Genomic DNA, 26,134 nt, shown 5'->3' on the forward strand with positions numbered 1-26,134 from the left:
CGTCGACGCCTTGCGCAGCGCTGTCGCGAGGCGAGGACAGACCGCCGGCTGCATCCTGCACACCGACCGCGGATCTCAAGGCGGATTCAACCGGTCGTCGCAACACCTTCCTGGATTCGGAGGTGTTCGACGATGGCGACGGCGGACTGGAGCAAGAAAACCAGCGATGTGCCCGAGGGCGCGCGTCGGCAATGGCGCGCAGATCGGGCGCTGCGCCCACCGATGCGCTCACCCGGGCGACCTGATCCCTCACGGGCGGTGCAGCGCCAGTTCTGGAGATTGATCGCCACGGGCGTCACAACCGTCGAGGCATCGTTGGCGGTCGGTGTGTCGTGGCCGGTCGGAACTCGCTGGTTTCGCCACGCTGGCGGCATGCCGCCGATCTCATTGGCTGAACCCACCGGGCGCTACTTGTCCTTCGAGGAACGCGAGGAGATCGCGCTGCTGCGCGCCAGACAGATTGGCGTGCGTGAGATCGCGCGCAGGATCGGGCGTGACCCCTCAACGATCTCTCGCGAGCTGCGCCGCAACGCGGCTACGCGGGGCGGGAAGGCGGAGTACCGGGCGCTGGTGGCGCAGTGGAAGGCCCAGCAGGCGGCCAAGCGCCCGAAGACCGCGAAGCTGGCGACCGATGACCGGTTGCGGGAGTACGTGCAGGAGCGTCTGGCCGGCACCGTCCGCAGGCCCGACGGCACGGTCATCGTCGGGCCGCAGCCGCCGGTATGGAAGGGGCTGAACAAGCCGCACCGGCAAGACCGGCGGTGGGCGATCGCGTGGAGTCCGGAGCAGATCTCGCACCGGTTGAAGCTTGACTTCCCGGATGATGAATCCATGCGCATCAGCCACGAGGCGATCTACCAGGCGCTGTTCATCCAGGGCCGTGGCGCGCTCGAACGCGAGCTCGTCACCTGCCTACGCACAGGCCGCGCCCTTCGACAGCCACGAGCTCGAGCGCAGAACCGACCCCAAGGGCATGTCACCGCGGATGTCGTCTTCTCCCAGCGTCCCGCTGAAGCTGCCGACCGCGCTGTGCCCGGCCACTGGGAGGGGGATCTGATCATCGGCACCGGTCGGTCAGCGATCGGCACGCTCGTGGAACGCAAGAGCCGCTCGACCCTGCTGGTGCACCTTCCCCGCTCGGAGGGCTGGGGCGAGGCCCCGCCGGTCAAGAACGGTCCCGCGCTGGGTGGCTACGGCGCCGCGGCGATGAACGCCGCGCTCATCGCGTCGATGATCAAGCTCCCCGAGCAACTTCGCAAGACGCTCACCTGGGACCGCGGCAAGGAGCTCTCCGGCCACGCCCAGTTCGCCCTCGAGACGGGCACGAAAGTGTTCTTCGCCGACCCGCACTCGCCCTGGCAGCGTCCGACGAACGAGAACACCAACGGGCTGCTGCGCCAGTACTTCCCCAAAGGCACGGACCTCTCACGCTGGTCCGCCGAAGACCTCGAAGCAGTAGCCCTTGCTCTCAACAACAGACCCCGAAAAAGCCTCGACTGGAAGACTCCCGCGGAAGTCTTCGAGGACCAGCTACGCTCTGATCACCAACCCGGTGTTGCAACGACCGGTTGAACCCAGGCAATTCAGATCCAGGAAGTTCGTCCGGGCTCTGCACGGACACGACATGGTCGGCTCGATGGGCCGCGTCGGCGCCGCCGGCGACAACGCGGCCATGGAGAGCTTCTTCGCACTACTGCAGAAGAACGTCCTGGACCGCCGTCGCTGGGCCACTCGCCAGGAGCTGCGGATGGCGATCGTGGTCTGGATCGAACGCACCTATCACCGGAGGCGACGCCAAGCCGCGCTCGGGAGATTGACCCCCATCGAGTACGAGACCATCATGACCACACCAGCCCTTCAGGCTGCCTGACCCAACCTGTCACCTATCGGTGCATCAGTCCCATTCTCCCGACGGTCTGCCGCTGACTCACGTGAGTCGTCGAGCCAAGCCTGCACGCCGACTGTGAACAAAGCGACGACCAACCCCGAGATCACTCCGGCTGAGACCTCTCGCCAGCGAACGACCCTTCCGGATCTGCCTGCGTCTGTGGCCGGGGTCGATGAGACCCACGGTGGGTGGTGCTCGGTCATGCTGTTCAGGGTAAAGCTCGGGCAGGACGTCCCGTGCATGATCTTGGGCGAGCTCCGTGCACATGGGCGGCGCCAATGCAACCGATCTCTTTTGAAGAATTCAATGATCACCGCCGCCAACGAGGGTGCCGGTTCGTAGCGCGGACCGAGCCTGAGGGACCGACCGGAGCCGGTTGCAAAATAGACATCCCGACTCGAAGGCCCATCTTCGTGGCTGGAGTTACTCCGATCCAGAATCAGATGGTGGTGTTAGTGTCTGCGCGATCAGATCCAGCAAATGATCAAGCAACAGGTCGAGAGCAGACCAATCCTGAGTCGCCATGGAGTGTGGATCTTTGGTGGCGACGGTTACTTTCTGGCGGAACTTTCGCTGGACTGAACCCTTATCGAGAAGTTCTCCCTGATAGGCGCCCAGCGATCGGACATACCCCGTCCACTGCACGGGGACCAATGATTCATTGACGGTAAGAGCGTCCGTACCGAGGAACAGTTCGATGGAAGAAGCAAGTCCATTGATATCCATAGGCTGCTGCCCGTGCGGACCAATAGTCGGGTAGTTGGTTGCCGTATCAAGGTCTGGCAGACAGGTGACTCGGATGTTAGAAGGCAATGAGTCTTCGTCAACGGACCGCAGTACATCCCGCGCAGCCGCATCGTTGTCGAAGAGCGCGACCACCCTGTTAGGAATGCCAGCCGCTACGAATGCACGGAGAGTCTGCCGAAGCGCTGAAGCGCCTCCTTCATTTTTGTGGCTAAAGTCAGGGAAGCGGATAAACTTCATCAGATGTGGGCGACGAAGCCGTAGCGCTGCGTTTAAAACTTCTATGTCGAAGCGCCCCTCCGCAAGGACCACAGGTGGCAGGAGACCTTCACTGCTATCCAAAGCCACACGGCGTCCAACGGTCTGAGGATCAATCGAAGGCTCAAGCCACCCGCCTTCAATCAAGTCAGCAAGGTCAAGTGTGATCAGAGCATCGTCAGGAAGTGTCTCCAGTACCGCACGTAGCGGGTATCGGGGATCAAAATCCTCCCATACGGCCATGAGGTGAGATGCAGTTCCCAGCGATTCTCGACGCCCAAACCTGTCGACCGAATCACCACGCACTATGCCTAGTCGGAGCTGGGTCAGCCACGAGTCCCATGTGATTTGCCTCAGGTACTCGATCTCTCGTTCATACTCGGTAAAGTCGTCCGAATCCGAGAACATATCCCTGAGCCCCTCGAGGATCTCAGCCTCCGACTCCACCAGTCGCTGGAGCTGCGCCGCCACTACAGCCAGCGAGACCCCAACTAGATCAAGACGATCGCGCAAAACTCTTGCAGAGACTTGGAAGCCGACCACTTGGGCATCCTCGATTGGCACGTCCCCCGGCATGAAAGTCAAGGCGTCCCGCCCATGGATTTCGATCCAGTCATCCTCCGTGAAGAGCATGTAGAAAAACTCATCCACGCCGTTCCGGAACCAACAGATTGAGCGCCCGTCGTCGAGATACGCCGCTGCATAGCTACTCACCAACGAAAGTATGCCAAACGTAGTCCCAGGATTCTTCCGTACATGCGCGCAGGCTCACTTCTGATCGCGCGCTGCGCTCTGGGCCGCAACCCCATATGGATTGACACCGCGACTTGGTGGCCATCGGGTGGACAGTCAGAGAAAGATGGAGTCTCCGGGGCCGATGCCCTGCACGATTTCGCGCGTCAGATCCTCGCCCCAGCCATGTCCTTGTGCTCGCCGCGTAGCTGTCGGGACCCGGCAGCTCGCTTGGCCCGAGACAGCGGGCGCAACTGAGCTGTGGTGCCCGAAGGCATCCGGTTCTTTCGCGTCCGGTTTGACATGTTCAGCGACCGTGCGCGGGCCAACAGACGTGGTCATGCAGGCATGGTCAGTCGATTCGATGAGGGCGAGCAACGACCAATCAGGTCTTGATACTGAGTATTAGGGATGCTTGTCGGAGACTTAAAATGACTGCTTACCCTGTTGCCGGGAGGAACCGACTTTTCATATCCGACAGGTCCGACCACTCCTTCAACTACGTTGATTACCCCGTGACCAAAGGGAAGGGTGGAACTGCGCGCCAGCGAGGCGGCTTTTCCCCTAAAGTTTTAGCGGTCTGCTCACATAAAATTTCAGCACCATGTCGAAGAATTCGGGCACAGTTGATGGCTCCATGAAGTGTCAGGGAGTGTCGATTATTTTGCTGTTCCCTCAATACATGGTTTGCGGGAACATGAAAACCGCGCTGGCCCATTGGGCTGGGCCATGATTCTGACAGGTAACCCCTGGTCAGCCCGTGTGCCAGGGAGTGGCGGACCTGCAGCCATCCTTCAGCGTCGGTAAGTACATCGCTCCATGGTTTGTTTACGGTCCGCCACCAATTGGAATTTGAAGAGAGCTCAGGGGGCTGGTATAACTCTAGTGTGTAGTTATCGGACCATGTGGTCTCAAACCAGGATCCAAGTTGCTTAACCAGATTTTTTTCAAAGTCACCCAATGACGGGGCATTGGTGTGAGCAAGCTTCACAATTTGAGCAAAGCTCAAATTTCTTTTGGCCCCTGTAACTGCAATGAACTCCTCCACAAAACCTTCAAACGCCGAAACAGATGTAAGCACGATTGCGGGCGCAAGGGACATTTCAGCTTGCGTGGGGCGATGCTTGTTTCTGTTATGCAAGCTCGTAAGACCGTGTGGCACAGCCAGACTTTTTGCATAGCGATCGACAGTGGATTGAAGGCTGGGGGCGTGAACCATCCGTCCAGCCTATCTGTTGTTTTAGTTCCAGTAGTCGGTAAGCTTCGGCCCTCTGCTCCAAAGACGCAAATAGTACGCCCCCAAGCCTCGGCGAGCACCCTGTCACTTAGCGCAGTCGGTGGACGCACCTCGCGGCGGATGCACATCACGATCTGGACGCAGGAAACCAGCGAGGGTTGATGCCCGTACGCCCTGCCTGCGGAGGGATGACCGTACAGGCACGACATGTGCATCACGATGTCCACAGGCAACCACGAACTCAGATGGTCGTCGCCCGCGGCAGCTCCCGGATCCGCCGGTAGAGCGTCGCCCGCGACATGCCGAGGTCCTTGGCCACTTGGGTGGCCGGCTCTCCACCGTCGATCAGGCGTAGGGCGTTGCGGATCTGGGAGTCGGTGAAGGTCTGCCGCCGCCCGCCGAGGTCCTTGCCGGCCGCCCTCCGCTTGGCCACCGAGTCGGTGATCCGCTCCCGTTTAATCTCCAGCTCCATCTGCGCCAGCGCGGCCATGACAGTGAAGACCATCGAACCCATCGGGGTGGCGGTGTCCACGTCTCCCCCACCGAGGTTGAGCACCCGCAGCCCGGCGCCTCTGCCCCGCAGCGCTTCGGCGAAGGTCAGCATGTTCTGCGTCGACCGACCCAGACGGTCCAGCGTGGTGATCACCAAGGTGTCGCCACGTTCCAGGGCCGCCACCGCACGGTCGAATTGCGGACGCGATGCACGACTTCCAGACACTCCACTGTCAACGTAAACGTCATCGCGTCGCACGCCGACGCCCAGGAGGTCAGACACTTGGCGGTCTGCATCCTGCTGCCGCGTCGACACTCGCGCATAGCCGATCAACTTCCCCACGTCCACCCCATCCGTCTCGCAACTAACGTTGAGTAGCCGATTCTAGAGGAATGGATAAAGCACAAGGATGCGAGACAGGCCGAACCGCGGAAACATGCGGCCGCAAATTTCCCGGACGAGACGTCTCGCATCCCTTGTCCTACGAGTCACCGTTCCGTTGAGCCCCATCACCACAGGAGGCCAGCGGAGCGAGGGTCACGGCCGCTCCGGCCCCCTGGGCGGGCGCACGAAGGTCGTATACCAGTGGCGGAAGTACGAGCTTTCTTCACACCGGAATTCGCCAGTTGAGCGTCCTCTGCCCCCGCCCGGCGGATACGGGATTGCCTGCTTGCCGGTTGATGTGCATGTCAGTGGGAGGTCCGGATCGCGGTCCTGCCCGTCGCATAGCGCAGGCTCTCGACGGCGACGAGGGCGGCGACGACCACGACGATCAGTGCGAGGGCGGCCAGCGGTGCGATGTGGACGGCAACCGGTATGAGCACCAGCAGCAGCGTGGCGGCACCGAGGCGCCACGTCTTCCACTCACCGCCCACACGGCGCCAGAAGGCCGTATTGCCCAGCAGGTACAGCGCCGTTCCGCCGAAGAGGGCAGTGGCACCCAGGGCGCCGAAGCCCTCCGTGTCCTCCACGTGGGCCAGGACGTCCTCCACCCCCAGTGCCGACAGGACGATGCCCGCCACCAGGGGCAGGTGCAGGTAGGTGTAGGCCTCCACTGCGGCGGAGGCGCGGGCCGGCCCTCGCAGTGCGGCGAAGCGGTGCTCGGCGGCGATTGCAGTGACGTCGAAATAGAGCCACCACAGACCCAGGGACAACATGATGCCGGCTGCGGCGCCCAGCAGGATGGGCACGCTGACAGGCTCCTGGGATGCGCCCACGCCGATGGCGACGATGGACTCCCCCAGGGCGAGGATGATGATCAGGCCGAACCGCTCGGTCCAGTGCGCCGCCGAATGCACCCGCCAGTCACCTCGCCGTGAGGTGAGGAAGGTGAGCCCGCAGTCGACGATCAGCCCTGCCATCCAGAACCAGATCTGGGCGGGGCCGTTGACCACCGCTCCGGTGATGATGAGGATCGATCCGAGCACCATCGCGGCGGTCATCTTGGCCAGCTGGCGCCGCAGGGGCTGGTCGTCTCCGGCGGCGTGGGCGTAGAGGGCCACGTGCAGAATGCGGATGACGACGTAGGACACTGCCAGCACCAGCGGGCCGTCGAGTCCGCCCGCGAAATCCGCGAAGGCCTCCGGGATGGCCAGGGCGGCAATGAAGACGGCCACCATCACGGCGGACAGGCCGAACCGCATGAGCCCTTCGTCCACGTGCGTCTGGTTGGCCAGCCACGAGAAGGACACCCACGACCACCACAACAGCCCGAGGATGATCATGCCCTGCAGCACGCCGTGAAAGGAGTGCTCGTGGGCCATGAACCCGGTCACCTGGGTGAAGGCGAACACGAAGACCAGGTCGAAGAACAGCTCGAAGGTGGTGACACGATGAGACTCGTCCGAGACGCGTGCCACCGGCACGATTCTCCGCAGCATAGGCATGCCTCTGAGACTAGAGCCCTCCGTCCCCCACCTCCCAGCAACGGCACACGGACCGGATGCCTCATGCCAGCGGACCGACGCCGCCGAGCAGCCCCCAGCGACGTGGTCGCCGGGGAGCACAGCGCTGTCCGAAGGCGAGGGTTGCCGAGCTCACCGATACAAGCGGCGCGACCTCGACCCGTCGCGACGAGCCCGAGGCACCGGTGGTCGGCGCCCCGGCCTGTAAGTCGATGAGACTGCACCTGCGGCGGCGCCACCCGTCCATGCCGACCGCAGGGCACAGCGGTGCGGGCCGCCATGAGGTGGTGACGGCCTACGCCGCGCCCTCCGAGTCACGACAGGACACGTCCGGATGTGAGAGGTCCCAGAACCAAGGTGCTTTGCACCGCATGGCCCGTACGGCACCCGGACGTCACACCGCTCAACCTGCACACACGATTGCCGACTCAGTGCTTATTTTGAGGAACTAGCATTAAGCTGTTCTCAGGCCGGGAGACCGACGTGGCTCCCGGGCAGACACCGGCGCACGATCCGTCGGCCGCACACAGGAAGTTGGCATGAACACCCCCACCTCCAGGGCCCTTGCAGTCGAGCTGCACCCCCACTCCCCCGCTGGGTGGATGGCCACCTATTACCCCATGGTGGAGACTCCCGCGGGCCGGTGGGCCGAGGTCACCTGGACGCTGCACCAGCGCCTGCTGCCCGACCCCGCCGACGTGCCCGGACCGGCACGGTGGCTGGAGGTGCGCAGCGGCGACCCCACCCACCCCTGCTACGCCCAGCACCGGGCATGGGCGGGGGCACTGGCTGCCGGCTATGCGGCAGCGCTGGCCGCCCACGACGCCGAAGACCTCGAGCAGCCGCTGTCGGCGCAGGACGCGGAGCGCCTGCGGGAAGGCACGATCGTCGTCCCGGCCGGGCAGCTCTCGGAGTGGGTCCTCGACGATCTGCAGGAAGAGACCGCGCCGAGCCACGGGTGATCCCGCGGGCCTCCCTTCGGTCACCTGCGGTAGGACGCCCCGCGGTGGTCCTCGGCCAGCCGCGGGCCGGCCCCGGTCAGGGCCTCGCGCAGCGTCTGCCCGGCGGGAACGCTCCCGGGCTCCGGCAGCAGGCCGCGACGCCGCAGCTCCGGTGAGACCATCGTCGTGAACCGCTCCAGGTCCGCCGGCCGCACGGCCGCCGAGATGTTGAAGCCGTCGACGCCGGCCTCCTCGCGCCACCGCTCGAGCTCGTCCGCCACGGTGCCGGGAGCCCCGGCGATGACGGGCCCGCGGCCGCCGATGGCCACGAACTCGGCCAGATCACGCACCGTCCAGGTCCGGTCCGGGGACAGCGAGGTGAACGCCGCGAGCGCGGACTGGTTGGCGTCGGTGGCCACGTACTCGAGCGGCGCGTCGGGGTCCGCGCCGGCCAGGTCGACCCCGGTCCAGCCGCCGAACAGGGACAGCGCCCCGTCGATGTCCACGTACCGGCGGTACCCGGCCAGCCGGGTCCGGGCCTCGTCGTCGGTCTCGGCGACCACCACCGTGGCCATGGCGAAGGTCTTCACGGCGTCCTCGGCCCGCCCGCGCTCGGCCAGTCCGGCCCGGACGCCGTCGGTCCACCGGCGCACGAGCTGCGGGGTGTTCCCGATGAAGAAGATGGCCTCGGCGTGGTCGACGGCGAACTGCTGGCCGCGCTTGGAGGCGCCGGCCTGGAACAGCAGCGGGGTGCCCTGGGGGCCGGGGTGGGTCAGTGCGTGGCCGGGCACGGAGAACCAGGTGCCCTCGTGGCCGACGGGGTGCGCCAGCTCGGGGTCCACGAAGACCCCGGCGTCGGCGTCGGCCTGGACCGCCCCGGGCTCGAAGGACCCCTCGAGCAGCTTGTACATGACCTCCATGTACTCGTCGGCGCGGTCGTAGCGCTCGTCGTGCGGGATCTGCCGGTCCATGCCCAGGTTCCGGGCGGCGGAGTCCTGGTAGGAGGTCACCACGTTCCACGCCACCCGGCCGCGGGTGAAGTGGTCCAGGGTCGCGAAGGTGCGGGCGAGCAGGTAGGGGGCCTCGTAGGTCACCGAGGCGGTCACGCCGAAGCCGAGCCGCTCGGTCACCGCGGCCATCGCCGGCACCGCGACGAGCGGGTCGAGCAGCGGGTACTGCACTCCCCCGCGGGCGGTGGCCTCGGTGCCGCCGCCGTAGACGTCGTAGATGCCGGGGACGTCCGCCAGGAACAGCGAGGCGAAGCCGCCCTCCTCCAGGGTGCGGGCCAGGGACGTCCAGTACTCGAGCGTGTCGAATCGCGCGACGCCGGCCTCCGGGTGGCGCCACAGCCCCGGTGACTGGTGCACGGGCACCATCATGTCGAAGGCGTTCAGGAGCAGGGGGCGGCTCATACGGTGGTCCTCTCGGTGGTGGTCCCGGCGGTGGTCCCGGTGGTGGGCCCGGCATCGGCGGCTCCGTCGGCCCGGACGGATCCGGTCCTGGGGGAGTCGGTCCGGAGGGGGCCGTCGGAAGCTGGGACGGCCCCGGTCGAGCCGGCTCGGGCGGAGCCGGCGTGCAGGTCGGTGAGCTCGGTGCCGCGCTGCTCGCGGGCGGGGTCCTTCGCGGCCAGGGCGGCGACGACGGAGAGCACGGAGAGTCCGGAGAGGTACCCGGCGATCAGCCACGGGGTGTTCCCGCCGGCGGCGAACAGCAGGGCGGCGATCATCGGCATCAGCCCCCCGCCCAGGACCGTGCCGACCTGGTAGCCGAAGCTCACCCCGGAGTACCGCACGTGCACGGGGAACTGCTCGGCGAACCAGGCCGCCTGCGGCCCGTAGATCGCGTCGTGGACGAGGTTGATGCCGAGCACGACCACGAGCGGCAGCAGGGCGAGCGGGCCGGCGTCGAGGAAGGCGAACAGCACCCAGCCGAAGACGCCGATCGCCGCGTAGGCGGTCACCGAGACGACCTTGCGGCCCACCCGGTCGGACAGCCAGCCCCAGAAGGGGGTGGTGAACAGGCCGATGGCGGAGGCGATCATCACCGCGGTCACGCCGGAGGCGCTGTCCCCGCGCACGTCCCGCAGATAGGTCAGCATGTACACCGTCACCAGGTAGTAGACGGCGTTCTGCGCCAGGCGCAGGCCGATCGTGACCAGCAGCGGGCGGCGGTGGTGGAGCAGCAGCTCCCGCAGGGGGGCGGTGGCCACGTTGCCCGAGGCCCGGTGCTCCAGGAACTCCGGGGCGTCGGCCACGCCGAGGCGGATCCACAGGCCGACCGCCACGAGCAGGGCCGAGAGCAGGAAGGGGATGCGCCAGCCGTAGGCGGCGAACTGCTCCGCGCTCATGACGTGCTGCACGACGAAGAACGCCCCGGTGGCCAGCAGCATGCCGGCCGAGGAGCCGATCTGGGTGAAGGAGCCGAAGAACCCGCGGTGCCGGGCCGGGGAGTGCTCCACGCTCAGCAGCGCGGAGCCGCCCCACTCGGCCCCGGCGGACAGGCCCTGGAGGATGCGCAGGACGACGAGCCCGACGACGGCCCACCAGCCGATCACCTCGTAGGTCGGCAGCAGGCCGATCAGGGTGGAGGCCACGCCCATGAGCAGCAGGGAGGCCACCAGCAGGGCCTTGCGGCCGATCCGGTCGCCCAGGTGGCCGGCGACGATCCCGCCCAGGGGCCGGGCGATCACCCCGACGGCGAGGGTGGCGAAGGAGGCGACGATGCCGCCGAGCTCGGTGGCCATGGGGAAGAACTGGACGTTGAAGACCAGGGCGGCGGCGGTGCCGTAGAGGTAGAAGTCGTACCACTCGATGGTGGTGCCGGCGAAGGCCGAGGCCAGGACGCGCTTCTTGCCGTGGACGACGCTCGTGCGTCCCGCGGCGGCCGCGGTCGGGGCCGGGATCGTGGTCGGGGGCGGGGTGGACATGCGTCAGGCTCCTGGGGTTCGGTCGGCGTCGGTCCCGGCACCGGTCCTGGCGTCGCCGATGGCGTTCAGGCCCTCCGGCAGGGTGCCGTTGATGAGGTAGTCGCCGAGGGCGCGGGCGCGGAAGGCGATCGGGTTGTGGGTGGCCACGGTCTGGGCGTTGCGCCAGTGCCGGTCCAGGCCCTTGGCGGTGGACGTGGCGGAGGCGCCCACGGTGAGGAACAGGTCCTGGGCCGCGCCGAGGGCCAGCTCCGGCACGGTGACCTGGGCGTGCTCCACGGCGATCTCGGACCCGTGCAGCGCCGCCGGGAGGGCGCCGGTGAAGTCCGGCCGGTCGGCGCCGGTGGTGACGGCGGCGGCGATCCCGGCGTCCAGGGCGCGGGCGGCGTGCAGCACGGTGGCCTCGGCGGCGAAGGCCTTGGCGGAGATCCGGCCGGTGGCCTCCTGGATCAGCGGGTCCTCGCGGAACGGCAGGCCGAGCCCGGTGTTGAAGGTCCGCCGGCGGCCGGCGATGGTCTCCACGGCGTCCCGCCGGGCGGCGCGGGCGACGCCGGCCAGCACGGCCAGCAGCACGAGCTGGAAGAAGGCGGCCTCGTGGACGGCCTCCGCGCTGCCGGCGGCGCGGTCCAGCACGGCGTCGTCCGGGACGCGCACGCGGTCGAAGACCGCGGTGCCGGTGCCGGTGAGCTTCTGCCCGAAGCCGTCCCAGTCGTCCTCGAGGGTGACCCCCTGGGCGTCCGTGGCGACGACGGCGAAGCGGCGTCCGTCCCGGCCGTCGAGGGCGGCCGAGACGCGGGTGTAGTCGCAGAAGACGGAGCCGGTGGCGTAGAACTTCCGGCCGGTGATCTCCCACCCCTCGGCGGTGCGGCGCAGCACGGTGTTCAGGGTGCCGAGCGCGTTGCCGCCCTTCTCCGTGGAGGCGTTGCCCACGGTGGCCCCGGCCAGCACCCGCGGATACCAGACGTCCTGGAGCTCCCGGGGCAGGAAGCGCAGGGACTCCACGAAGCCGGCGTGGGAGCGGTAGAGGTGGGCGATGTTGGAGTCGGCCTCGGCCAGGTCGACCAGCAGCCGGGTGAAGTCCTCGATGCTGACCCCGGGACCGCCGTGGGCCGCCGGGACGCGCAGGGCGCCGAACCCGGCCCGGTCCAGCCGGCCGACCTCCTCGTAGGGCAGCGCGCGGCGGAGGTCCCGGTCCAGGGAGCCGGCGGCGATCTCCGTGAACAGCGGCCCGAAGCGCTCCTTCAGCCCGGCGTAGTCCACCGGCAGGCCGGCAGGGTCCGTGCCGGCAGGGTCCGTGCCGGCGGGGTCCGTGCCGGCGCCGGGACGGGTGGGAGTCCTCTCGGCCGTGGTGCGGGTCATGCGGTGGTCCTCTCGGTCGCACCGAGGAGGGCCGGCCGTGCGGTCACGCCAGGGGCGGGCCCGGTGGCGGCAGCGCGGGGGCCGACGTCACGGAGCGACTGCAGATCCGGGATCTCCATCGGTTCTGGCCTTAGCACCCTGACCCCTGCGAAGGACGGGTTGCTGCGGCGTCGTCGAGCCAGATCTCTCGGCCGCTCTGAATGGGACGGATGACATCGCACCAGACCGCCGGGGTGCGGAGCCACCCGATGACGGCCGCATGTCGTCGGATGTCATGCTGACGTCACAGACGGTCATGTCCTCCCGGGTGGTGTAGGAATCCGCCGCGGGACCCCGCCCGGCCGGAGAAGGGGAGCGCCGCGCATCCGCTCAGTATCGCGGCCGGTCCGGCTCCACCTGCTCCGCCCAGGCGAGCACCCCGCCCTCGAGGTGGCGGATCCGCTCCTCCCGCCCGGCGTAGAACGGGCGCAGCGCGGCCAGGGCGGTCGCCGAGCGGGCGCCGGCCTTGCAGTGCAGCACGAGGTCCGCGCCGCGCGCCTCCGGCGGCAGGGCGTCCGGCCCCCGGTCCAGCAGCTCCTGGAGCGGCACGGCCACGGCGCCGGGGATCGCCAGGAGCTGCCGTTCCCAGTCCTCCCGCACGTCGACCAGCACGAAGGCCGTCTCTCCGCGCGCCCGCCGCTCCAGCAGCCGGGCCAGCTCGCCCGCCGCGACCGTCTCGGCGGGCTCCGCGCCGCCGGCCGGCGGACGGACGGCCACGGGCTCGGCGACGGCGGTGACCGGGGCGGCGTCCGGGTCCGGGTCCAGGCGCATCTCGCGCCAGGTCATCGCCAGGGCGTCGTGCAGCAGCACCCGCCCGAGCAGGGGCTCGCCGGTGCCGGTGATCAGCTTGACCGCCTCGGTGACCATCACCGCGCCCACGGTGGCGGGGAGCATGCCGAAGACCCCGCCCTCGGCGCAGCTGGGCACCTCCCCGTCCGGCGGCGCCTCGGGGTAGAGGTCCCGGTAGGTGGGCCCGTGGCCGGCCCAGAAGACGCTGACCTGCCCCTCGAAGCGCAGGATGGAGCCCCACACGCAGGGGATCCCGGTCAGGGCGGCGGCGTCGCTGACCACGTAGCGGGTCGCGAAGTTGTCCGCGCCGTCGAGGACGAGGTCGTACTGCCCGAGGATCCGCACGGCGTTGTCCGCCGTGAGCCGGCAGGGATGGGTGCGGACCCGCACGAGCGGGTTGAGGGCGGTCACGGCCTCCGCGGCGGACTCCGCCTTGGGCCGGCCGACGTCGGCGGTGCGGTGCACCACCTGGCGCTGCAGGTTGGAGACCGCCACGACGTCGTCGTCGACGATCCCCAGCGTCCCCACGCCGGCCGCGGCGAGGTACTGCAGGGCCGGGGCGCCCAGTCCGCCCGCGCCGACCACGAGCACCCGGGCGCTGCCGAGCCGGCGCTGGCCGAGCGGGCCGATCCCGGGCAGGGTCAGGTGCCGGGCGTAGCGCTCGAGCTCCGCACGGGTCAGTTCGGGGCCGGGCTCCACGAGCGGGGGCAGCGCGCTCACGGGCGCTCCCCCACGGGCGCCCAGTCCCCGCGCGGGACGTCCGCCGGACCGGCGGACGCACCGGCGGACGGACCGGCGTCGGGCGCGTCCGTGTCGATCCGCCCGGCCATCGGCGAGGACGCCTGGGCGTGCCGGCGGGCCGGGATCCGGCCGGCGCGGGCGGCCAGCCGCCCGGCGGCCACGGCGTGGCGCATCGCGGTGGCCATGGCCACCGGGTCCTGGGCCCGGGTCACGGCGCTGGCCAGCAGCACGGCGTCGCAGCCCAGCTCCATGGCGAGCGCGGCCTCGGAGGCGGTGCCGATGCCGGCGTCGAGGACCACGGGCACCGAGGCACGGGAGGCGATGAGCTCGATGTTGTGCGGGTTGAGGATCCCCAGCCCGGTGCCGATCGGCGCGCCCAGGGGCATCACGGCGGCCGCGCCGAGGTCCTCCAGACGGCGGGCCACGGCCGGGTCGTCGGAGGTGTAGGCGAAGACCCGGAAGCCGCGGGCCACGAGCTGCTCGGTGGCGTCGAGCAGCTCCACCACGTCGGGCAGCAGGGTGTCCTCGTCGGCGATGACCTCCAGCTTGACCCAGTCGGTCTCCAGGGCCTCGCGGCCGAGCTCGGCGGTGAGCAGGGCGTCCCGGGCGGTGTAGCAGCCGGCGGTGTTGGGCAGGATCCGGATGCCGTTGCGCTCGAGCATCGCGAACAGCGAGTCGCCGTGGCCGGGGGCGTAGCGGCGCAGGGCCACGGTGGTCAGCGCGGTGCCGGAGGCGAGCAGGGCCTGCTCCAGGGTGTGCAGCGAGCTGAGCCCGCCGGTGCCCATGATCAGCCGGGAGGACAGCTCGGTGCCGTCGAGCACGATCGGGTCCACGGTGGGCGCGAGGTGGGATGCGGGGTGGGTCATGTCAGCCTCCCTGGACGGCGGTGATGATCTCGACGGCCTGTCCCTCGGCCACGGGGGTGCGGCCCCAGCGGCTGCGCGGGACCACGGCGGCGTCCACCGCCACCGCCACGCCCAGCCGGCGGCCGTCCAGCGGGGCGCCGTCGGGGCCCAGGGGCCGCCCGACGGTCTCGGCCACGAGGTCCACCACGGTGGTGTCCCCGCCGACGACGTGCGGGCGGCCGTTGAGGGTGATGGCGGTCATCGGGTGCTCCTGTTCGGGGTGCGGGACCCGATCGCGAGGTCCACGGAGGGCGCCTCGACCGGGCGGTCGAAGCGGTGCGGGTCGGTGCTGGCCAGGTGTTCGGCGTCGGGGCCCGGATCCGTGCCGGACCGCCCGAGCACCAGCTCCGCGGCGAGGCGGGCGGCCAGCGGGGCGAGCAGGACGCCGTGGCGGAAGTAGCCGGTGGAGACCACGAGACCGGCCGCCGGGTCTCCCCCGGAGCCGCGGACGCGGCCCAGGTACGGGATGTCGTCCGGAGTGCCGGGCCGGGCGCGGGCCATGGCCTCGACCAGCTCGAGGTCGGCGACGCCGGGGACCACGGCCTGGGCGTCGCGCAGCAGCCGGAACACGCCCCCGGCGCTGATCCCGTCGAGGTCGTCCTCGCGGGAGGTCGCCCCGATCACCACCGTCCCGTCGTCGCGGGGCACCAGGTAGACGGGCACGCCGTGGACCACACCGCGGACGGTGCGCTCGAGCAGGGCGGGCGCCCCGGCGGGCGGGCGGGCGCGGAGGATGTCCCCGTGCACCGGGCGCAGCGGCGGCCGCCAGGACCCGGGCAGGCCCTCCAGGTCGCTGAGACCCGTGCCGGGGGCGAGGACCGTCTCCGCCGCCGAGACCATCCCGCCGCCGGCCAGGCGCAGACCCGTCACCGCGCCGTCGGGGCCGTGGCGCAGCCCCGCGGCGCGGTCGTGCACCAGGCGGGCGGGCCCGCCGTCGGCGCCGTCCGTTCCGCGGGGCCCGGACGGTGCGGGGAGCTCGGGGGCGACGAGGGCGGCGAGCAGCCCTGCCACGAGCCGGCGCGGGTCCACCTGGTGGTCGTCGGGAATGCGGTGCACGGCGGACAGCCGCGGGCTCAGGGCCGGCTCCAGGGCCCGGGCCGCGCGCAGCGCAAGCGGCTCCACGGCCAGGCCGTGGCGCCGCTGGAGCTCGCGCAGGTCCGCCAGGGCCTGCCGGTCGGCGGCGTCGACGCCGCACACGAGCGTCTCGGTGGCGCGGTAGCCCACCGAGCCGCCGGCGGCCTCCTCCACGGCGGCCACGAACGCCGGGTAGGCGCCGGCCGAGGCGAGCATCAAAGGATAGAGCGGCTCCTGCTGGTACTGGACCTCGCTCACCGGGGCGAGCATCCCGGCTGCCGCCCGGCTGGCCCCGGCGCCGGGCTCGGGATCCACCACGGCCACCGAGCGGCCGCGGCGGCGCAGCTCCCAGGCCGTGGCCAGGCCGACCACCCCGGCCCCGACCACGGCGACGTCGGCCCGCACGTGCTGGGCGGCGGGCATCGGAACGGGGGGCGCGGATGTCACCGGCATCGTCCTTTCCTACGGCGGCATGACCCGCATCAGGTGTGGCGGTCGGCGCCGAACGCCCTCTCAGCCCCGTGGGGCTCCCGCAGAACCGCTGACCTATCATCAGCGTGTGACCCAGCATACCCAGGACACCGCTGCCCCCGCCGCCTCCGAGCTGCGCATGACGCGCACGGACCGGCTCCTCGCCGCCCGGCTGTACGTGTGCACCGACGCCCGCCGCGCACAGGGCGACCTCGAGGAGTTCCTGCACGCCGTCTGCGCCGGCGGGACGGACATCGTCCAGCTCCGGGACAGGAGCATCGACACCGACGAGGAGATCGCCGCGCTGCGCCTGCTGGGCCGGGTCGCCGCCGAGTACGACACGCTGGTCGCCGTCAACGACCGCGCCGACCTCGCCGCGCTCGTGGGCGCCGACGTCTTCCACGCCGGCCAGCACGACCTCACCCCCGCCCAGGCCCGGCAGCTGCTGGGCCCCGACGTGCTGATCGGACGCTCCACCCACGACCTCGGCCAGGCCCGCGCCGCGCTGGCCGACCCGGACGTGGACTACTTCTGCACCGGGCCCGTGTGGGAGACCCCCACCAAGCCGGGCCGGTCCGCCACCGGCCTTGACTTCGTGCGGGAGGTCGCCGCACTGACCGAGGCCCGGCTGGACGCCGACCAGGCGGCCGCGCCCGTGCCCTGGTTCGCCATCGGCGGCATCGACGAGCAGCGCCTCCCCGAGGTGCTGGCCGCCGGGGCGCGCGGCGCCGTGGTGGTCCGGGCGGTCACCGAGGCCCCGGACCCGCGTCTGGCGGCCGGACAGCTGCGCAGCCTGCTCCCCGCCTGACCCCTTCCCCGCCCGGCACCCTCCCTGCTCGGCACGTCTCCTGCCCGGCCCCCCCGGGCGGGGACGTCCCGAAGGGCACGACGGCCACAACTCCCCACCGGCTCCCCGCCGCCGCACAGCACCGTCTGAGAGCATGGACCTCACGGACGACGACGGAGGAGTGGCCCATGGACCCCGAGCTCGACCCGCAGGTGCGGCACGCGGTGGAGCATCCCGCGCAGACCGCCCGCGGCCCGGAGGACGTGCAGCTGCGCGTCCGGCTGGCCGGCGAGCCCGCCCGGCGAGCGCTGGGCACCCACTGGGAGGAGGGCGCCCCGGAGGACGCCGCCCCGGGCGAGGACCGGCTCGCGGCGGCCGTGCTGCTGGCCACCCTCTTCGGCGACACGTTCTGGCTCGAGCGGGCGGCCCGGCTGCCCGGTGACGTCCCGGGCTGTCCCTCCGCCCCGCCGAGCGGGCTGCTGGAGTTCACCCGCGTGCCCGGCGCCCGGGCGGCCATGGCCTCGGTGCTGGAGCGGCCCCTGCTCACCGGGCTGCTGGAGTGGGGCACGAACCCGCTGCCCGAGCAGCCCCCGCTGATCGTGGCGCAGGCCGCCCGGGACCTCTCGATCCCCGACGACGGGCGCGTCTACCGGGTGGTGCGCCGCCGCGCCGAGCGCTTCCTGGCCCGTGAGTACGACGGCTCGGAGTCGCTGGAGCGGTTCGTGACCCTGCTGACGGAGGCCGAGAAGGGCCACCGCGAGGACGGGCCGGTGCTCTCCGGCGAGACGCTGCCGCCCGCCGCTCCCCCGGCCGCTCCTCCACCGCCGGCAGCCCCGGCGCCGCGGGCACCCGGGGACGGTCCGGCCGGGCCGCCGCCGTCGAACCCCTCGATCGCGGACGCCCCGCAGGCTCCGCAGTGGGGCGTCAGCCCGTCCACGCCCGCTCCGCCGCCGCCCGGGCAGGTCGGCCGGCCCGGGGCTCCCGGGGAGCCGTTCCCGGGCCAGTCCCAGGGCGGGCCGTTCCCCGGTCCGGGCGCGGGCGGCCCCCTGGCGGGGACCGGCGGCCCGGCGGCCGGCGGATGGCCGCCGCGCCCGGCCCACGATCCCGAGGAGGACGACTCCGACAACCTCAAGGCCTGGGGCCTGGTCCTCCTGGCGATCGTGGCGGTGATCGTGGCGCTGATCTTCGTGCTCTGACCGGGACGGCCTCGCGCCCGGCCCCGAGGTGACGGATGCCCCCAAGATACTTGCACGGGAAATATTTTCCGGGGTATCCTTGGGGACATATCAACCTTTGTGGTGCCGACGCCGACGGAGAAGCCCGAGATGCCGATCTTTCCCCAGAACCCCGACCCCCGGAGCCTCACGCCGCGCCCGGCCGACGACCTGCTGTCCGCCGGGACCCGGATGGGCGCCGTGGAGCTGCTCGTGGCCGACCTGGACACGATGCTCGCCTACTACACGGACGCCGTGACCCTCGAGGTCCTCGCCCACGCCGGGGACACGGCCGTGCTGGGTCGTGACGGCCGGACCGTGCTGCGCCTGCGGCAGGTCCGGGAGCTGCCGCCGGCCCGCCGCGGCCAGGCGGGGCTGTTCCACACCGCGGTGCTGTTCGAGGACGAGCCGGCCCTGGCGGCCGCCCTGGCCTCGGTCGCCGCCGTGGCGCCGCGCTCCTTCACCGGCAGCGCCGACCACCTCTACAGCCAGGCGTTCTACTTCGACGACCCCGAGGGCAACGGCGTGGAGCTCTACACCGACCGCCCCCGGGACACCTGGCGGCGGGAGGCCAACGGGCTGCTGACACTGGCGTCCAACCCGCTGGACCCCACCTCGTTCCTGAGCGAGCACCTGCGCGAGCCGGCCGGTGCGCGGCCGGCGGCGCCGCCGGCCACCCTCGGCCACGTGCACCTGCAGGTCGGTGACATCCCACAGGGCCGGCGGTTCTACGTGGACGTGCTGGGCTTCGAGGTGATGAGCGACATCGGCTCGGCCCTGTTCATCGCCGCCGGTGGGTACCACCACCACATCGGGCTCAACACCTGGCACAGCGCCGGGGCGGGCCCGCGGGCGGCCTCCCTGGGCCTGGGGCAGGTCAACATCGACCTGCCCACGGCCGAGGACGTCGCCGCCCTGCAGGCCCGGCTGACCGACCACCGGGTCCCCACCCGGCACGACGGCGCCGTGCTGCGCTTCGAAGACCCCTGGAACACCCTCATCCAGGTGGGCGTCGCCGCATAGGCCCCACGCGGAACGGGACCCGGACGCGGCGGTGGCGCAGGACGCCGGGGATGCGGCCGGCGTCGCCGAGGGGCTGACCACGGGCGAAGTCGGCCCACAGCCGGCGCACCTGCCGGGCGGCGGCATCGATGTCCTCCCACGCGGCGCCGGCGACCAGTCCGGTGCCCGCCCAGGTCGGCTCGTCGCCGAAGAGCAGGGGCAGGTCGACCGTGTGGGCCGCCCCGTACGGGTTGCCCGGGGCCGCCCAGGAGATCACGTAGCGGTGGGCCGTCCCGCCGGCGCGCACGTGCCGGCGGGCGAAGCGGCGGATCGCCCGGGAGTAGACGGACCGGGTCGCCCAGCCGACCACGGCCCGGCGCAGCACCGGCCCCAGCAGCGGCACGCGGGTCCACCGCTGCAGGGCCGGCACCGTGGGCAGGTAGAGCCGCGCCTCCTCGGTGGTGTGGCCGATGAGGACGTCGATGTGCCGGGCCGCCCGGTCCCAGGCCGCGTCGATCTCCTCCTCGGCGGGCAGCGGGTGGTGGCCGTACTGGGTGCCGAAGGGCATCGCCCCCAGCAGCCCGAAGGGCGCCGCGTGCCGCTCCACCTCCGCCTGGGCGGCGACCACGTCGGCGGCGGGCATCCCGGCCGTCACGACCTCCGCCGCAGCGGCCATGGCGGCGTTCATCCGCTCCCGGCCGCGGGCGATGCCCAGCGGCGGGCTCTGGATGACGGCACGGCGGAACAGCGCCTCCGCGCCGGGGACGGCCATGAGGTGGGCCACGGCGTCACCGCCGGCGGACTGGCCGAAGGCGGTCACGTTGTCCGGGTCGCCGCCGAAGGCGGCGATGTTGCGCCGCACCCACCGCAGCGCCTGGAGCTGGTCGAGCAGCCCGAGGTTGGCCGGGCGGGCGTGCCCGGAGCCCAGGTAGCCGAACAGGCCGAGCCGGTAGGTGACCGTCACGACCACCACGCGCTGCTCGGCCACCAGCGGCTTCGGGTCCATGATCGGGGCGTCCCCGGCCCCGGTGGTGTAGGAGCCGCCGTGGATCCAGACCAGCACGGGCAGGCCCTCGCCGGCCCGCGCGTCGCGGGGCAGGGTGACCGAGAGCCGCTGGCAGGCCTCGTCCTGCGGCAGGTCGCCGAGCGCGTCCCCCAGCACCGAGGCGAGGAAGGGCGAGCGGACCTGGGGGCAGGCGGGGGCCGGGCCCGTGGCCGGGAACGGCTCGTCCCGGTCCGGGGCGGGGACGGGAGCGGCGAAGCGGTCGGCGGTGGCGTAGGGGATGCCGCCGGCCCGGACCACGGCGCCGTCGGCCCTGGCGTGGACGGGACCGCAGGGCGGGGTGAACGTGAAGGTGGAGGTGGTCATGCGGTCCTTCCTCTGGGGTCCTGTTCCCGTGGCGGGCCGGAACCCGCGGACCGGCCGGGCGGGGCCGGCCCGCGGGCCCGACGGGTCTGGCGGGGTCAGGCGAACGGCTGCGAGGCCCGGTCCAGGGCCTCGACCTCCTCGGCGGAGAGCGCCAGGCCGGGGGCGGCCATGAGCGCCGGCACCTGGTCGGGCCGGGAGGCCGAGGCGATGGGGGCGGTCACGCCCTTGGCCAGCAGCCAGGCGAGCGCCACCGTCGTCGGCTCGGCCCCGCGCGCCTCGGCCACGTCCACCAGGGCGTCGACGACGGCGAGGCCCTGGTCGTTCAGGTGCGCCCCCGCGGCGCCGCCGCGGGCCCGGCCCTCGAGGTCGGCGGCCGTGCGGTACTTGCCGGCGAGGAAGCCCGAGGCGAGGCCGAAGTAGGGGAAGACCGCCACCCCGAACTCCCGGGCCAGCGGGGCGAGGTCCTGCTCGTAGGAGCGGCGGCCCACCAGGTTGTACTCGGGCTGGATCGCCACCGGCACGGTGAGGTGCTCGCGCTCGGCGGTCTCGAACCACTCCCGCAGCCGCTGCGGGCTGTAGTTGGACAGTCCCACCGCCCGGACCTTCCCGGAGCGGACGAGCTCGTCGAAGGTGGCCGCCTGCTCGGCGACGGGCACCGACTCGTCGTCCCGGTGGGCGTAGTAGAGGTCGATCCGGTCGGTGCCGAGCCGTCGCAGGGACTCCTCGAGGGCCGCCACCACGTTGTCCCGGCCCAGGCCGGCGCGCTGCGGCAGGGAGCCCACCTTGGTGGCCACCACGACGTCGTCGCGGACGCCGCGGGCGGCCAGCCACTCCCCCAGGACGGTCTCGGACTCCCCGCCGGTGTGCCCCTCGCCCCACACGGAGTAGACGTCCGCCGTGTCGACGAAGTTGCCACCGGCCTCCGTGAAGGCGTCGAGCACCGCGAAGGAGGTGCTCCGGTCGGAGGTCCAGCCGAAGGTGTTGCCACCGAGGTTGAGCGGGAAGACGTCGAGGTCGGTGCGCGGGATGGTGGTCATGCGGAGCTCCGTTCCGTGGTCTGATCTGTCCTGCCGTCCGCCGGGATCCGGCGCGGTGCGTTCTGGGTACAGGCCGGGGCGCGCCCGCCCTATTCCCGGCCGGGCCTGCGCTCCACCAAATTGTTGCAGTTGTGCAAAAGGTGCAGAAGTGCAAAAATACCGATGTGAACGACACCGTCCCCCCCTCCCTGCGCGCCCGCAAGAAGGCCGAGACCTGGTCCGCCATCCACGAGGCGGCCGCCGGCCTCGCGCTCGAGCACGGGGTGGAGGGCGCCACGGTCGAGGCCATCGCCGCCGCGGCCGGCGTCTCCCCGCGCACCTTCTTCAACTACTTCCCGGCCAAGGAGGACGCGGTCCTGGGCATGCGCGCCCCCGCGCTGGACCCGCAGCTGCTGGAGGGCTTCTCCCTAGAGCACGACCTGCTGGGCCAGGTCTCGCGGCTGCTGCTGGCCGTGACCCGCAGCGCCTACGCCGGCCCGGACGCGGAGCGGCGCCGCAGGTTGCTGCAGGACCACCCGGGCCTGGGCCGCCGCCGGCACGAGCTGACCCTCGAGGCCGAAGACCTGGTGCGCCGCACGCTCGCCGAGCTGCTGGCCCGCGACCCGCAGTGGTCGGCCGGGATCGGGGAGCACCCCGTGGACGACGTCGCCCGGATGCTCGTCATCCTCGGGGGCGTGCCGCTGCGCTTCGCCATCACCGCCGAGAGCTACTCCCCCGCCCACGGCCTGCCGGCCGAGGACCACGACTCGGCGCTCACCCTCTTCCACCGTCTCCAGGAGAAGCTCTCATGACCCGCACTCCCGCTCACCGGGCCGAACCGGCCCGCGGCACCCAGCACCTCGGGCTGCTCTTCGTGGGCCTGATGCTCTCGATGCTGCTGGCCGCGCTGAACCAGACCGTGCTCAGCACGGCGCTGCCCACGATCGTCGGCGAGCTCAACGGGGTCGACGAGATGCTGTGGGTGATCACCGCCTACATCCTGGCCTCGACGATCATGATGCCGGTCTACGGCAAGCTCGGTGACCTCATGGGCCGCAAGCCCCTGCTGCTCGGCGCGATCCTGGTCTTCATGGCCGGGTCCATGGTCGGGGCGCTCGCCGGGACCATCGAGGTCCTCATCGCCGCCCGCGCGATCCAGGGCCTGGGCGGCGGCGGGCTGATCATCCTCTCCCAGGCCGCCATCGCCGACGTGGTCCCCGCCCGGGAGCGCGGGAAGTACATGGGCGTCATGGGCGGCGTGTTCGCCGTGTCCTCGGTGGCCGGTCCGCTGCTGGGCGGCTGGTTCACCGAGGGTCCGGGCTGGCGCTGGGCCTTCTGGATCAACATCCCGCTCGGCCTGCTCGCCCTGGCCGGCGCCGTGCTCTTCCTCAAGCTGCCCCGGCACGCCGGGCGGCCGCGCCTGGACATCGGCGGGATGGTGCTGCTGGCCGTGGCCACGACCTGCCTGGTCCTGTTCGCCACCTGGGGCGGCGGCAAGTACGCCTGGACCGACCCCGTGATCCTCGGCCTGATCGCCGGCACGCTCGCGGCCGGGGCCGCGTTCATGGCCGTGGAGCGGCGCACCGCCGAGCCGATCATCCCGATGCACCTGTTCGGCGAGCGCAACTTCGTGCTCACCACCGTGGCCGGGCTGCTCACCGGCGTGGGGATGTTCGGCGCCATCGGCTACCTGCCGACCTACCTGCAGATGGTCTTCGGCGTGGACGCCACCGCCTCCGGGCTGCTGATGGTCCCGATGATGGGCACCCTGCTCGTCACCTCGGTGCTCGCCGGGCGGGCGGTGAGCCGCACGGGGCGCTACAAGTGGCTGCCGGTGGCCGGCAGCGTGGTCGTGGCCGTGGCCATGGGCCTGCTCTCCACGCTGACCCCCGAGCAGGGGGTGTGGCACGTGTGCCTCTACATCGCGGTCCTGGGCCTGGGACTGGGCCTGTCCATGCAGGTGCTGGTGCTCATCGTGCAGAACACCTTCCCGCTGCGGCAGGTCGGCACGGCCACCGCGGCGAACAACTTCTTCCGCCAGATCGGCGCGACCCTCGGCTCCGGCGTGGTCGGCAGCGTCTTCGCGGGCCGGCTGGCCGACCAGCTGACCGAACGCCTCCCGGCCGCCGCGCTGGAGGGCGGCGCCGGCGGGGCCAACTCGCTCACCCCCGCCCTGGTCGCCTCCCTGCCGGACGCGCTGCGGAACCCGATCGTGGCCTCCTACAACGACGCCCTGACCCCCATCTACCTGTGGATCGTGCCCCTGGGCCTGCTGGCGGCCGCCCTGCTGTGCTTCGTCACCGAGAAGCCGCTGGCCACCTCGATCGAGCAGGACGTGGAGCCCGAGGCGCTCGCCGAGGGCAACCTGGTGGTCACCGCCGACCGGCCGTCCGACCGGCGCACGGACTCCGCCGTCCTCGAGACGACGGCCCCGGCACGCTGAACCCCGCCCGTCGACATCGCCGCGGGGGGCTCGTCGGGACGGGAATTGCTCCGTAGGCTGAGGATCGCGCCCGGGCTCCCGGGCGCGGGACCGGCCCGGACGCGGCCGGCCGTGGACGAGGACGAGGAGCGCGGCATGAGCGACAGCGACGACACCGTCGGCCAGGACTTCGACGAGGCCGTGAACATGACGGCCAAGCAGCTCTCGGACTGGCTGGAGACCGACGAGTCGCAGTCGGTGGGCCAGGACGACGGCGGCGAGTCGGTGGGCCACCGCTCCGGGCGGCGCATCGTGGAGATCCTGCAGAAGAAGAAGGGGGAGCGCACCGACTCCGACCAGGAGCACATGCGCAAGGTCGTCGGCTACGTCCACCGCCACCTGGCCCAGCGGCCCGACGGGGACGTCACCGAGACCCGGTGGCGCTACTCCCTGATGAACTGGGGCCACGACCCGCTGAAGGACTGAGCGTCGCCGGGCACACCCGGCGACGCATGAGGAGAGGAGCACGCATGAGCCTGACGAAGGGCACGAAGGTCACCTGGAACACCCCTCAGGGCACGACAGAGGGCACCGTGGTCGAGAAGAAGACGGAGGACTTCGAACTGGACGGGCACACGTTCCGGGCGAGCTCGGACGACCCCCGCTACATCGTCGAGTCCGAGAGCTCCGGCGCCCGCGCGGCGCACAAGCCCGACGCCCTGACCGAGGCGTAGGACCGGAGGAGCGGGACAGCCGGCGGGCGGGACGGCCGGGGCCGGATCAGCCGGCCGCGGCGAGCACGCCGACGACCCGGCGGCGGCACCGGGAACCCACCGGCACGGAGGCGGGCACGGGCGCCGGCAGCACGGAGGTGCCGGCGAGTTCCCTTCGGCGGCCGGGCACCGTGGCGGCCGCCGCGGCCACACCGTGGGCGTCCGCCGGCGGTGCCGTGCGGGCAGCACCCACGCCCTCAGGGGATTCGAGGGCGAGCACGACCGCCAGGTCCTGCTCCGACAGCGACGCCTCGCGGGCGAGCCTGGCCAGGGGCACCCCGTGCCGGGCCGCCAGGCGCAGTTCGGCCCGGAGCTCGCCGAGGGCCCGGTCCAGCCGCCGCCGTTCGGCCCGCACCGCCGCGCCGAACGCCCGGAGGACGGCGGCGGGACCGCCCGCACCGTCGAGGTCGAGGGTGCGGAACTGCGCCAGCTGCTGGTCGAGGGACCACTCCGCGGCCTCGACCCGGCCGGCCGCGGCCAGCACTCGCCGGGTGAAGAACGGCCGGAACAGCACGGCGTCGTCGTCGGGCACGATGCGCGCCTCGGCGCCGGAGGCCACCGGCGCCTCTCGCAGGGCGCCGCAGGCGCAGGCGTGCAGCCGGCGCCCGGCGAGGGCGGCCCGGGCCACGGCGGTGTTGAGGCGGTCGTCCACGTCCGCGAAGTCGAGCAGGTGCACCGGCATGGGGTCCCCGCAGTGGACCGGGGCCGCGGGCACGGCACCGTCACGGCTCGGCGCGGGGCCGGGCGGCTCGGCCGCGGGACGGTGCTGCGCGTGCTGGTCCATCGCTCGCCCGTCCTCACGTCGGCTGCGGGATGCTGCGTCCGGTTCCCGGCGGGAAAGGGACGTTCCCCATCCCATCGCAGATTCATTAGTTTGTCTAGTTACCAGCTGGGGTACATTCTCGTTCCTCTACACTGTCCGCATGCGCGCACACCGACCCACCTCCTCCGGCTACTGGTACGGCACCGACGACGCCGCCGGGCCCGGACCGGTGCAGGTGCTCGAGGCCCTGCGCGCCTACCGCACCGCCGAGACCGCGATGCGCCGGCGCA

At 71.5% G+C, this 26,134-nt stretch carries 24 protein-coding genes, 1 pseudogene and 2 riboswitches; of the genes and pseudogenes, 11 read left to right on the forward strand and 14 right to left on the reverse strand.

Features of this window, described 5'->3' with window-relative positions; all coding sequences use genetic code 11:
• From PU704_RS18765 to PU704_RS18775, 3 genes and pseudogenes are all read left to right on the forward strand, one after another.
• The coding region (locus tag PU704_RS18765; protein ID WP_277552528.1) for a hypothetical protein at positions 1-245 on the forward strand (245 nt) is incomplete at its 5' end.
• The gene (locus PU704_RS18770; RefSeq protein WP_420871647.1) at positions 133-1,572 is read left to right on the forward strand and encodes an IS30 family transposase; all 1,440 of its coding nucleotides are present in this window, start codon (positions 133-135) and stop codon (positions 1,570-1,572) included. The genes PU704_RS18765 and PU704_RS18770, both read left to right, overlap by 113 nt.
• A 7-nt stretch (positions 1,573-1,579) precedes the next feature.
• Positions 1,580-1,870: pseudogene (locus tag PU704_RS18775) on the forward strand (integrase core domain-containing protein); the annotation flags it as partial.
• Between the two features lie 441 nt (positions 1,871-2,311).
• Here PU704_RS18775 and PU704_RS18780 read toward each other — a convergent pair.
• The 4 genes from PU704_RS18780 to PU704_RS18795 all read right to left on the reverse strand — a co-directional run bounded on the left by PU704_RS18780 (position 2,312) and on the right by PU704_RS18795 (position 7,211).
• On the reverse strand, positions 2,312-3,604 hold the full coding sequence (locus tag PU704_RS18780) for a HEPN/Toprim-associated domain-containing protein (protein WP_277552530.1): 1,293 nt from the start codon (positions 3,602-3,604) through the stop codon (positions 2,312-2,314).
• A 526-nt stretch (positions 3,605-4,130) separates the two neighbouring features.
• Positions 4,131-4,841, reverse strand: coding sequence for a hypothetical protein (locus tag PU704_RS18785; protein WP_277552532.1), 711 nt, complete (start codon positions 4,839-4,841; stop codon positions 4,131-4,133).
• 259 nt (positions 4,842-5,100) lie between these two features.
• Entirely contained in the window at positions 5,101-5,694 is a 594-nt protein-coding gene (locus tag PU704_RS18790; RefSeq protein WP_277552534.1) for a recombinase family protein, read from the reverse strand.
• Between the two features lie 347 nt (positions 5,695-6,041).
• A complete protein-coding gene (locus PU704_RS18795) occupies positions 6,042-7,211 on the reverse strand; it encodes a low temperature requirement protein A (protein WP_277552536.1) in 1,170 nt (389 codons plus the stop codon).
• A 584-nt stretch (positions 7,212-7,795) separates the two neighbouring features.
• Here PU704_RS18795 and PU704_RS18800 point away from each other — a divergent pair.
• Positions 7,796-8,218 carry a hypothetical protein gene (locus PU704_RS18800; protein ID WP_075872529.1) on the forward strand — a complete coding sequence of 141 codons (423 nt, stop codon included), beginning with the start codon at positions 7,796-7,798 and terminating at the stop codon, positions 8,216-8,218.
• A 20-nt stretch (positions 8,219-8,238) separates the two neighbouring features.
• Here PU704_RS18800 and PU704_RS18805 read toward each other — a convergent pair whose 3' ends face one another.
• The 7 genes from PU704_RS18805 to PU704_RS18835 form a co-directional block, all read right to left on the reverse strand.
• Entirely contained in the window at positions 8,239-9,609 is a 1,371-nt protein-coding gene (locus PU704_RS18805) for an LLM class flavin-dependent oxidoreductase (protein ID WP_277552539.1), read from the reverse strand.
• Positions 9,606-11,123 carry an MFS transporter gene (locus PU704_RS18810; protein ID WP_075872527.1) on the reverse strand — a complete coding sequence of 506 codons (1,518 nt, stop codon included), beginning with the start codon at positions 11,121-11,123 and terminating at the stop codon, positions 9,606-9,608. The genes PU704_RS18805 and PU704_RS18810 overlap by 4 nt, the downstream gene beginning before the upstream one ends.
• Positions 11,124-11,126: 3 nt before the next feature.
• On the reverse strand, positions 11,127-12,479 hold the full coding sequence (locus PU704_RS18815) for an acyl-CoA dehydrogenase family protein (protein WP_277552543.1): 1,353 nt from the start codon (positions 12,477-12,479) through the stop codon (positions 11,127-11,129).
• Positions 12,480-12,591: 112 nt separating this feature from the next.
• A riboswitch (SAM riboswitch) is annotated at positions 12,592-12,686 on the reverse strand.
• Positions 12,687-12,848: 162 nt separating this feature from the next.
• Positions 12,849-14,027: a molybdopterin-synthase adenylyltransferase MoeB gene (gene moeB / locus PU704_RS18820; protein WP_083665164.1), complete on the reverse strand. Its 1,179-nt coding sequence runs from the start codon at positions 14,025-14,027 to the stop codon at positions 12,849-12,851.
• Positions 14,024-14,914, reverse strand: coding sequence for a thiazole synthase (locus PU704_RS18825; RefSeq protein WP_277552547.1), 891 nt, complete (start codon positions 14,912-14,914; stop codon positions 14,024-14,026). The genes moeB and PU704_RS18825 overlap by 4 nt, the downstream gene beginning before the upstream one ends.
• A gap of 1 nt (position 14,915) precedes the next feature.
• Positions 14,916-15,155, reverse strand: a complete 240-nt coding sequence (thiS, locus tag PU704_RS18830) for a sulfur carrier protein ThiS (protein WP_047804414.1) — start codon at positions 15,153-15,155, stop codon at positions 14,916-14,918.
• Positions 15,152-16,480, reverse strand: coding sequence for an FAD-dependent oxidoreductase (locus tag PU704_RS18835; protein ID WP_380113169.1), 1,329 nt, complete (start codon positions 16,478-16,480; stop codon positions 15,152-15,154). The genes thiS and PU704_RS18835 overlap by 4 nt, the downstream gene beginning before the upstream one ends.
• Positions 16,470-16,571, reverse strand: a riboswitch (TPP riboswitch). Its footprint overlaps the gene before it by 11 nt.
• 66 nt (positions 16,572-16,637) lie before the next feature.
• On the opposite strand from PU704_RS18835, the gene thiE reads away from it, so the two are divergent.
• The 3 genes from thiE (at position 16,638) to PU704_RS18850 (ending at position 19,522) form a co-directional block, all read left to right on the forward strand.
• A complete protein-coding gene (gene thiE / locus PU704_RS18840; protein WP_277552566.1) occupies positions 16,638-17,306 on the forward strand; it encodes a thiamine phosphate synthase in 669 nt (222 codons plus the stop codon).
• Between the two features lie 167 nt (positions 17,307-17,473).
• Positions 17,474-18,481 carry a hypothetical protein gene (locus tag PU704_RS18845; RefSeq protein WP_047804411.1) on the forward strand — a complete coding sequence of 336 codons (1,008 nt, stop codon included), beginning with the start codon at positions 17,474-17,476 and terminating at the stop codon, positions 18,479-18,481.
• Positions 18,482-18,610: 129 nt separating this feature from the next.
• Positions 18,611-19,522: a VOC family protein gene (locus PU704_RS18850; protein ID WP_277552553.1), complete on the forward strand. Its 912-nt coding sequence runs from the start codon at positions 18,611-18,613 to the stop codon at positions 19,520-19,522.
• On the opposite strand, the gene PU704_RS18855 is transcribed toward PU704_RS18850, so the two are convergent.
• The gene (locus tag PU704_RS18855; RefSeq protein ID WP_277552555.1) at positions 19,497-20,870 is read right to left on the reverse strand and encodes a carboxylesterase family protein; all 1,374 of its coding nucleotides are present in this window, start codon (positions 20,868-20,870) and stop codon (positions 19,497-19,499) included. The genes PU704_RS18850 and PU704_RS18855 overlap by 26 nt on opposite strands.
• Positions 20,871-20,965: 95 nt before the next feature.
• Positions 20,966-21,907: an aldo/keto reductase gene (locus PU704_RS18860; RefSeq protein ID WP_277552557.1), complete on the reverse strand. Its 942-nt coding sequence runs from the start codon at positions 21,905-21,907 to the stop codon at positions 20,966-20,968.
• Positions 21,908-22,071: 164 nt separating this feature from the next.
• Here PU704_RS18860 and PU704_RS18865 point away from each other — a divergent pair, with 164 nt between their 5' ends.
• The 4 genes from PU704_RS18865 (at position 22,072) to PU704_RS18880 (ending at position 25,042) form a co-directional block, all read left to right on the forward strand.
• Entirely contained in the window at positions 22,072-22,698 is a 627-nt protein-coding gene (locus PU704_RS18865) for a TetR/AcrR family transcriptional regulator (RefSeq protein WP_053005031.1), read from the forward strand.
• Entirely contained in the window at positions 22,695-24,329 is a 1,635-nt protein-coding gene (locus PU704_RS18870) for an MDR family MFS transporter (protein WP_277552559.1), read from the forward strand. The genes PU704_RS18865 and PU704_RS18870 overlap by 4 nt, the downstream gene beginning before the upstream one ends.
• Before the next feature lie 135 nt (positions 24,330-24,464).
• Positions 24,465-24,794: a DUF3140 domain-containing protein gene (locus PU704_RS18875; protein ID WP_075872534.1), complete on the forward strand. Its 330-nt coding sequence runs from the start codon at positions 24,465-24,467 to the stop codon at positions 24,792-24,794.
• Between the two features lie 44 nt (positions 24,795-24,838).
• The gene (locus tag PU704_RS18880; RefSeq protein ID WP_047804407.1) at positions 24,839-25,042 is read left to right on the forward strand and encodes a hypervirulence associated TUDOR domain-containing protein; all 204 of its coding nucleotides are present in this window, start codon (positions 24,839-24,841) and stop codon (positions 25,040-25,042) included.
• A gap of 46 nt (positions 25,043-25,088) precedes the next feature.
• On the opposite strand, the gene PU704_RS18885 is transcribed toward PU704_RS18880, so the two are convergent.
• Entirely contained in the window at positions 25,089-25,865 is a 777-nt protein-coding gene (locus PU704_RS18885) for a hypothetical protein (protein WP_277552562.1), read from the reverse strand.
• Positions 25,866-26,134 lie beyond the last annotated feature (269 nt).

The organism is Kocuria oceani, from assembly GCF_029524215.1.
In the GTDB taxonomy this organism is placed as follows: domain Bacteria; phylum Actinomycetota; class Actinomycetes; order Actinomycetales; family Micrococcaceae; genus Kocuria; species Kocuria oceani.

Excerpts from the sequence above, each read along its gene's own strand:
- PU704_RS18770 (WP_420871647.1), top strand. The coding sequence starts at position 133 with ATGGCGACGGCGGACTGGAGCAAGAAAACCAGCGATGTGCCCGAGGGC.
- PU704_RS18785 (WP_277552532.1), bottom strand. The coding sequence starts at position 4,841 with ATGGTTCACGCCCCCAGCCTTCAATCCACTGTCGATCGCTATGCAAAA.
- PU704_RS18800 (WP_075872529.1), top strand. The coding sequence starts at position 7,796 with ATGAACACCCCCACCTCCAGGGCCCTTGCAGTCGAGCTGCACCCCCAC.
- PU704_RS18805 (WP_277552539.1), bottom strand. The coding sequence starts at position 9,609 with ATGAGCCGCCCCCTGCTCCTGAACGCCTTCGACATGATGGTGCCCGTG.
- PU704_RS18810 (WP_075872527.1), bottom strand. The coding sequence starts at position 11,123 with ATGTCCACCCCGCCCCCGACCACGATCCCGGCCCCGACCGCGGCCGCC.
- PU704_RS18815 (WP_277552543.1), bottom strand. The coding sequence starts at position 12,479 with ATGACCCGCACCACGGCCGAGAGGACTCCCACCCGTCCCGGCGCCGGC.
- PU704_RS18825 (WP_277552547.1), bottom strand. The coding sequence starts at position 14,914 with ATGACCCACCCCGCATCCCACCTCGCGCCCACCGTGGACCCGATCGTG.
- thiS (WP_047804414.1), bottom strand. The coding sequence starts at position 15,155 with ATGACCGCCATCACCCTCAACGGCCGCCCGCACGTCGTCGGCGGGGAC.
- PU704_RS18835 (WP_380113169.1), bottom strand. The coding sequence starts at position 16,480 with ATGCCGGTGACATCCGCGCCCCCCGTTCCGATGCCCGCCGCCCAGCAC.
- thiE (WP_277552566.1), top strand. The coding sequence starts at position 16,638 with ATGACGCGCACGGACCGGCTCCTCGCCGCCCGGCTGTACGTGTGCACC.
- PU704_RS18845 (WP_047804411.1), top strand. The coding sequence starts at position 17,474 with ATGGACCCCGAGCTCGACCCGCAGGTGCGGCACGCGGTGGAGCATCCC.
- PU704_RS18850 (WP_277552553.1), top strand. The coding sequence starts at position 18,611 with ATGCCGATCTTTCCCCAGAACCCCGACCCCCGGAGCCTCACGCCGCGC.
- PU704_RS18855 (WP_277552555.1), bottom strand. The coding sequence starts at position 20,870 with ATGACCACCTCCACCTTCACGTTCACCCCGCCCTGCGGTCCCGTCCAC.
- PU704_RS18860 (WP_277552557.1), bottom strand. The coding sequence starts at position 21,907 with ATGACCACCATCCCGCGCACCGACCTCGACGTCTTCCCGCTCAACCTC.
- PU704_RS18870 (WP_277552559.1), top strand. The coding sequence starts at position 22,695 with ATGACCCGCACTCCCGCTCACCGGGCCGAACCGGCCCGCGGCACCCAG.
- PU704_RS18875 (WP_075872534.1), top strand. The coding sequence starts at position 24,465 with ATGAGCGACAGCGACGACACCGTCGGCCAGGACTTCGACGAGGCCGTG.
- PU704_RS18880 (WP_047804407.1), top strand. The coding sequence starts at position 24,839 with ATGAGCCTGACGAAGGGCACGAAGGTCACCTGGAACACCCCTCAGGGC.
- PU704_RS18885 (WP_277552562.1), bottom strand. The coding sequence starts at position 25,865 with ATGGACCAGCACGCGCAGCACCGTCCCGCGGCCGAGCCGCCCGGCCCC.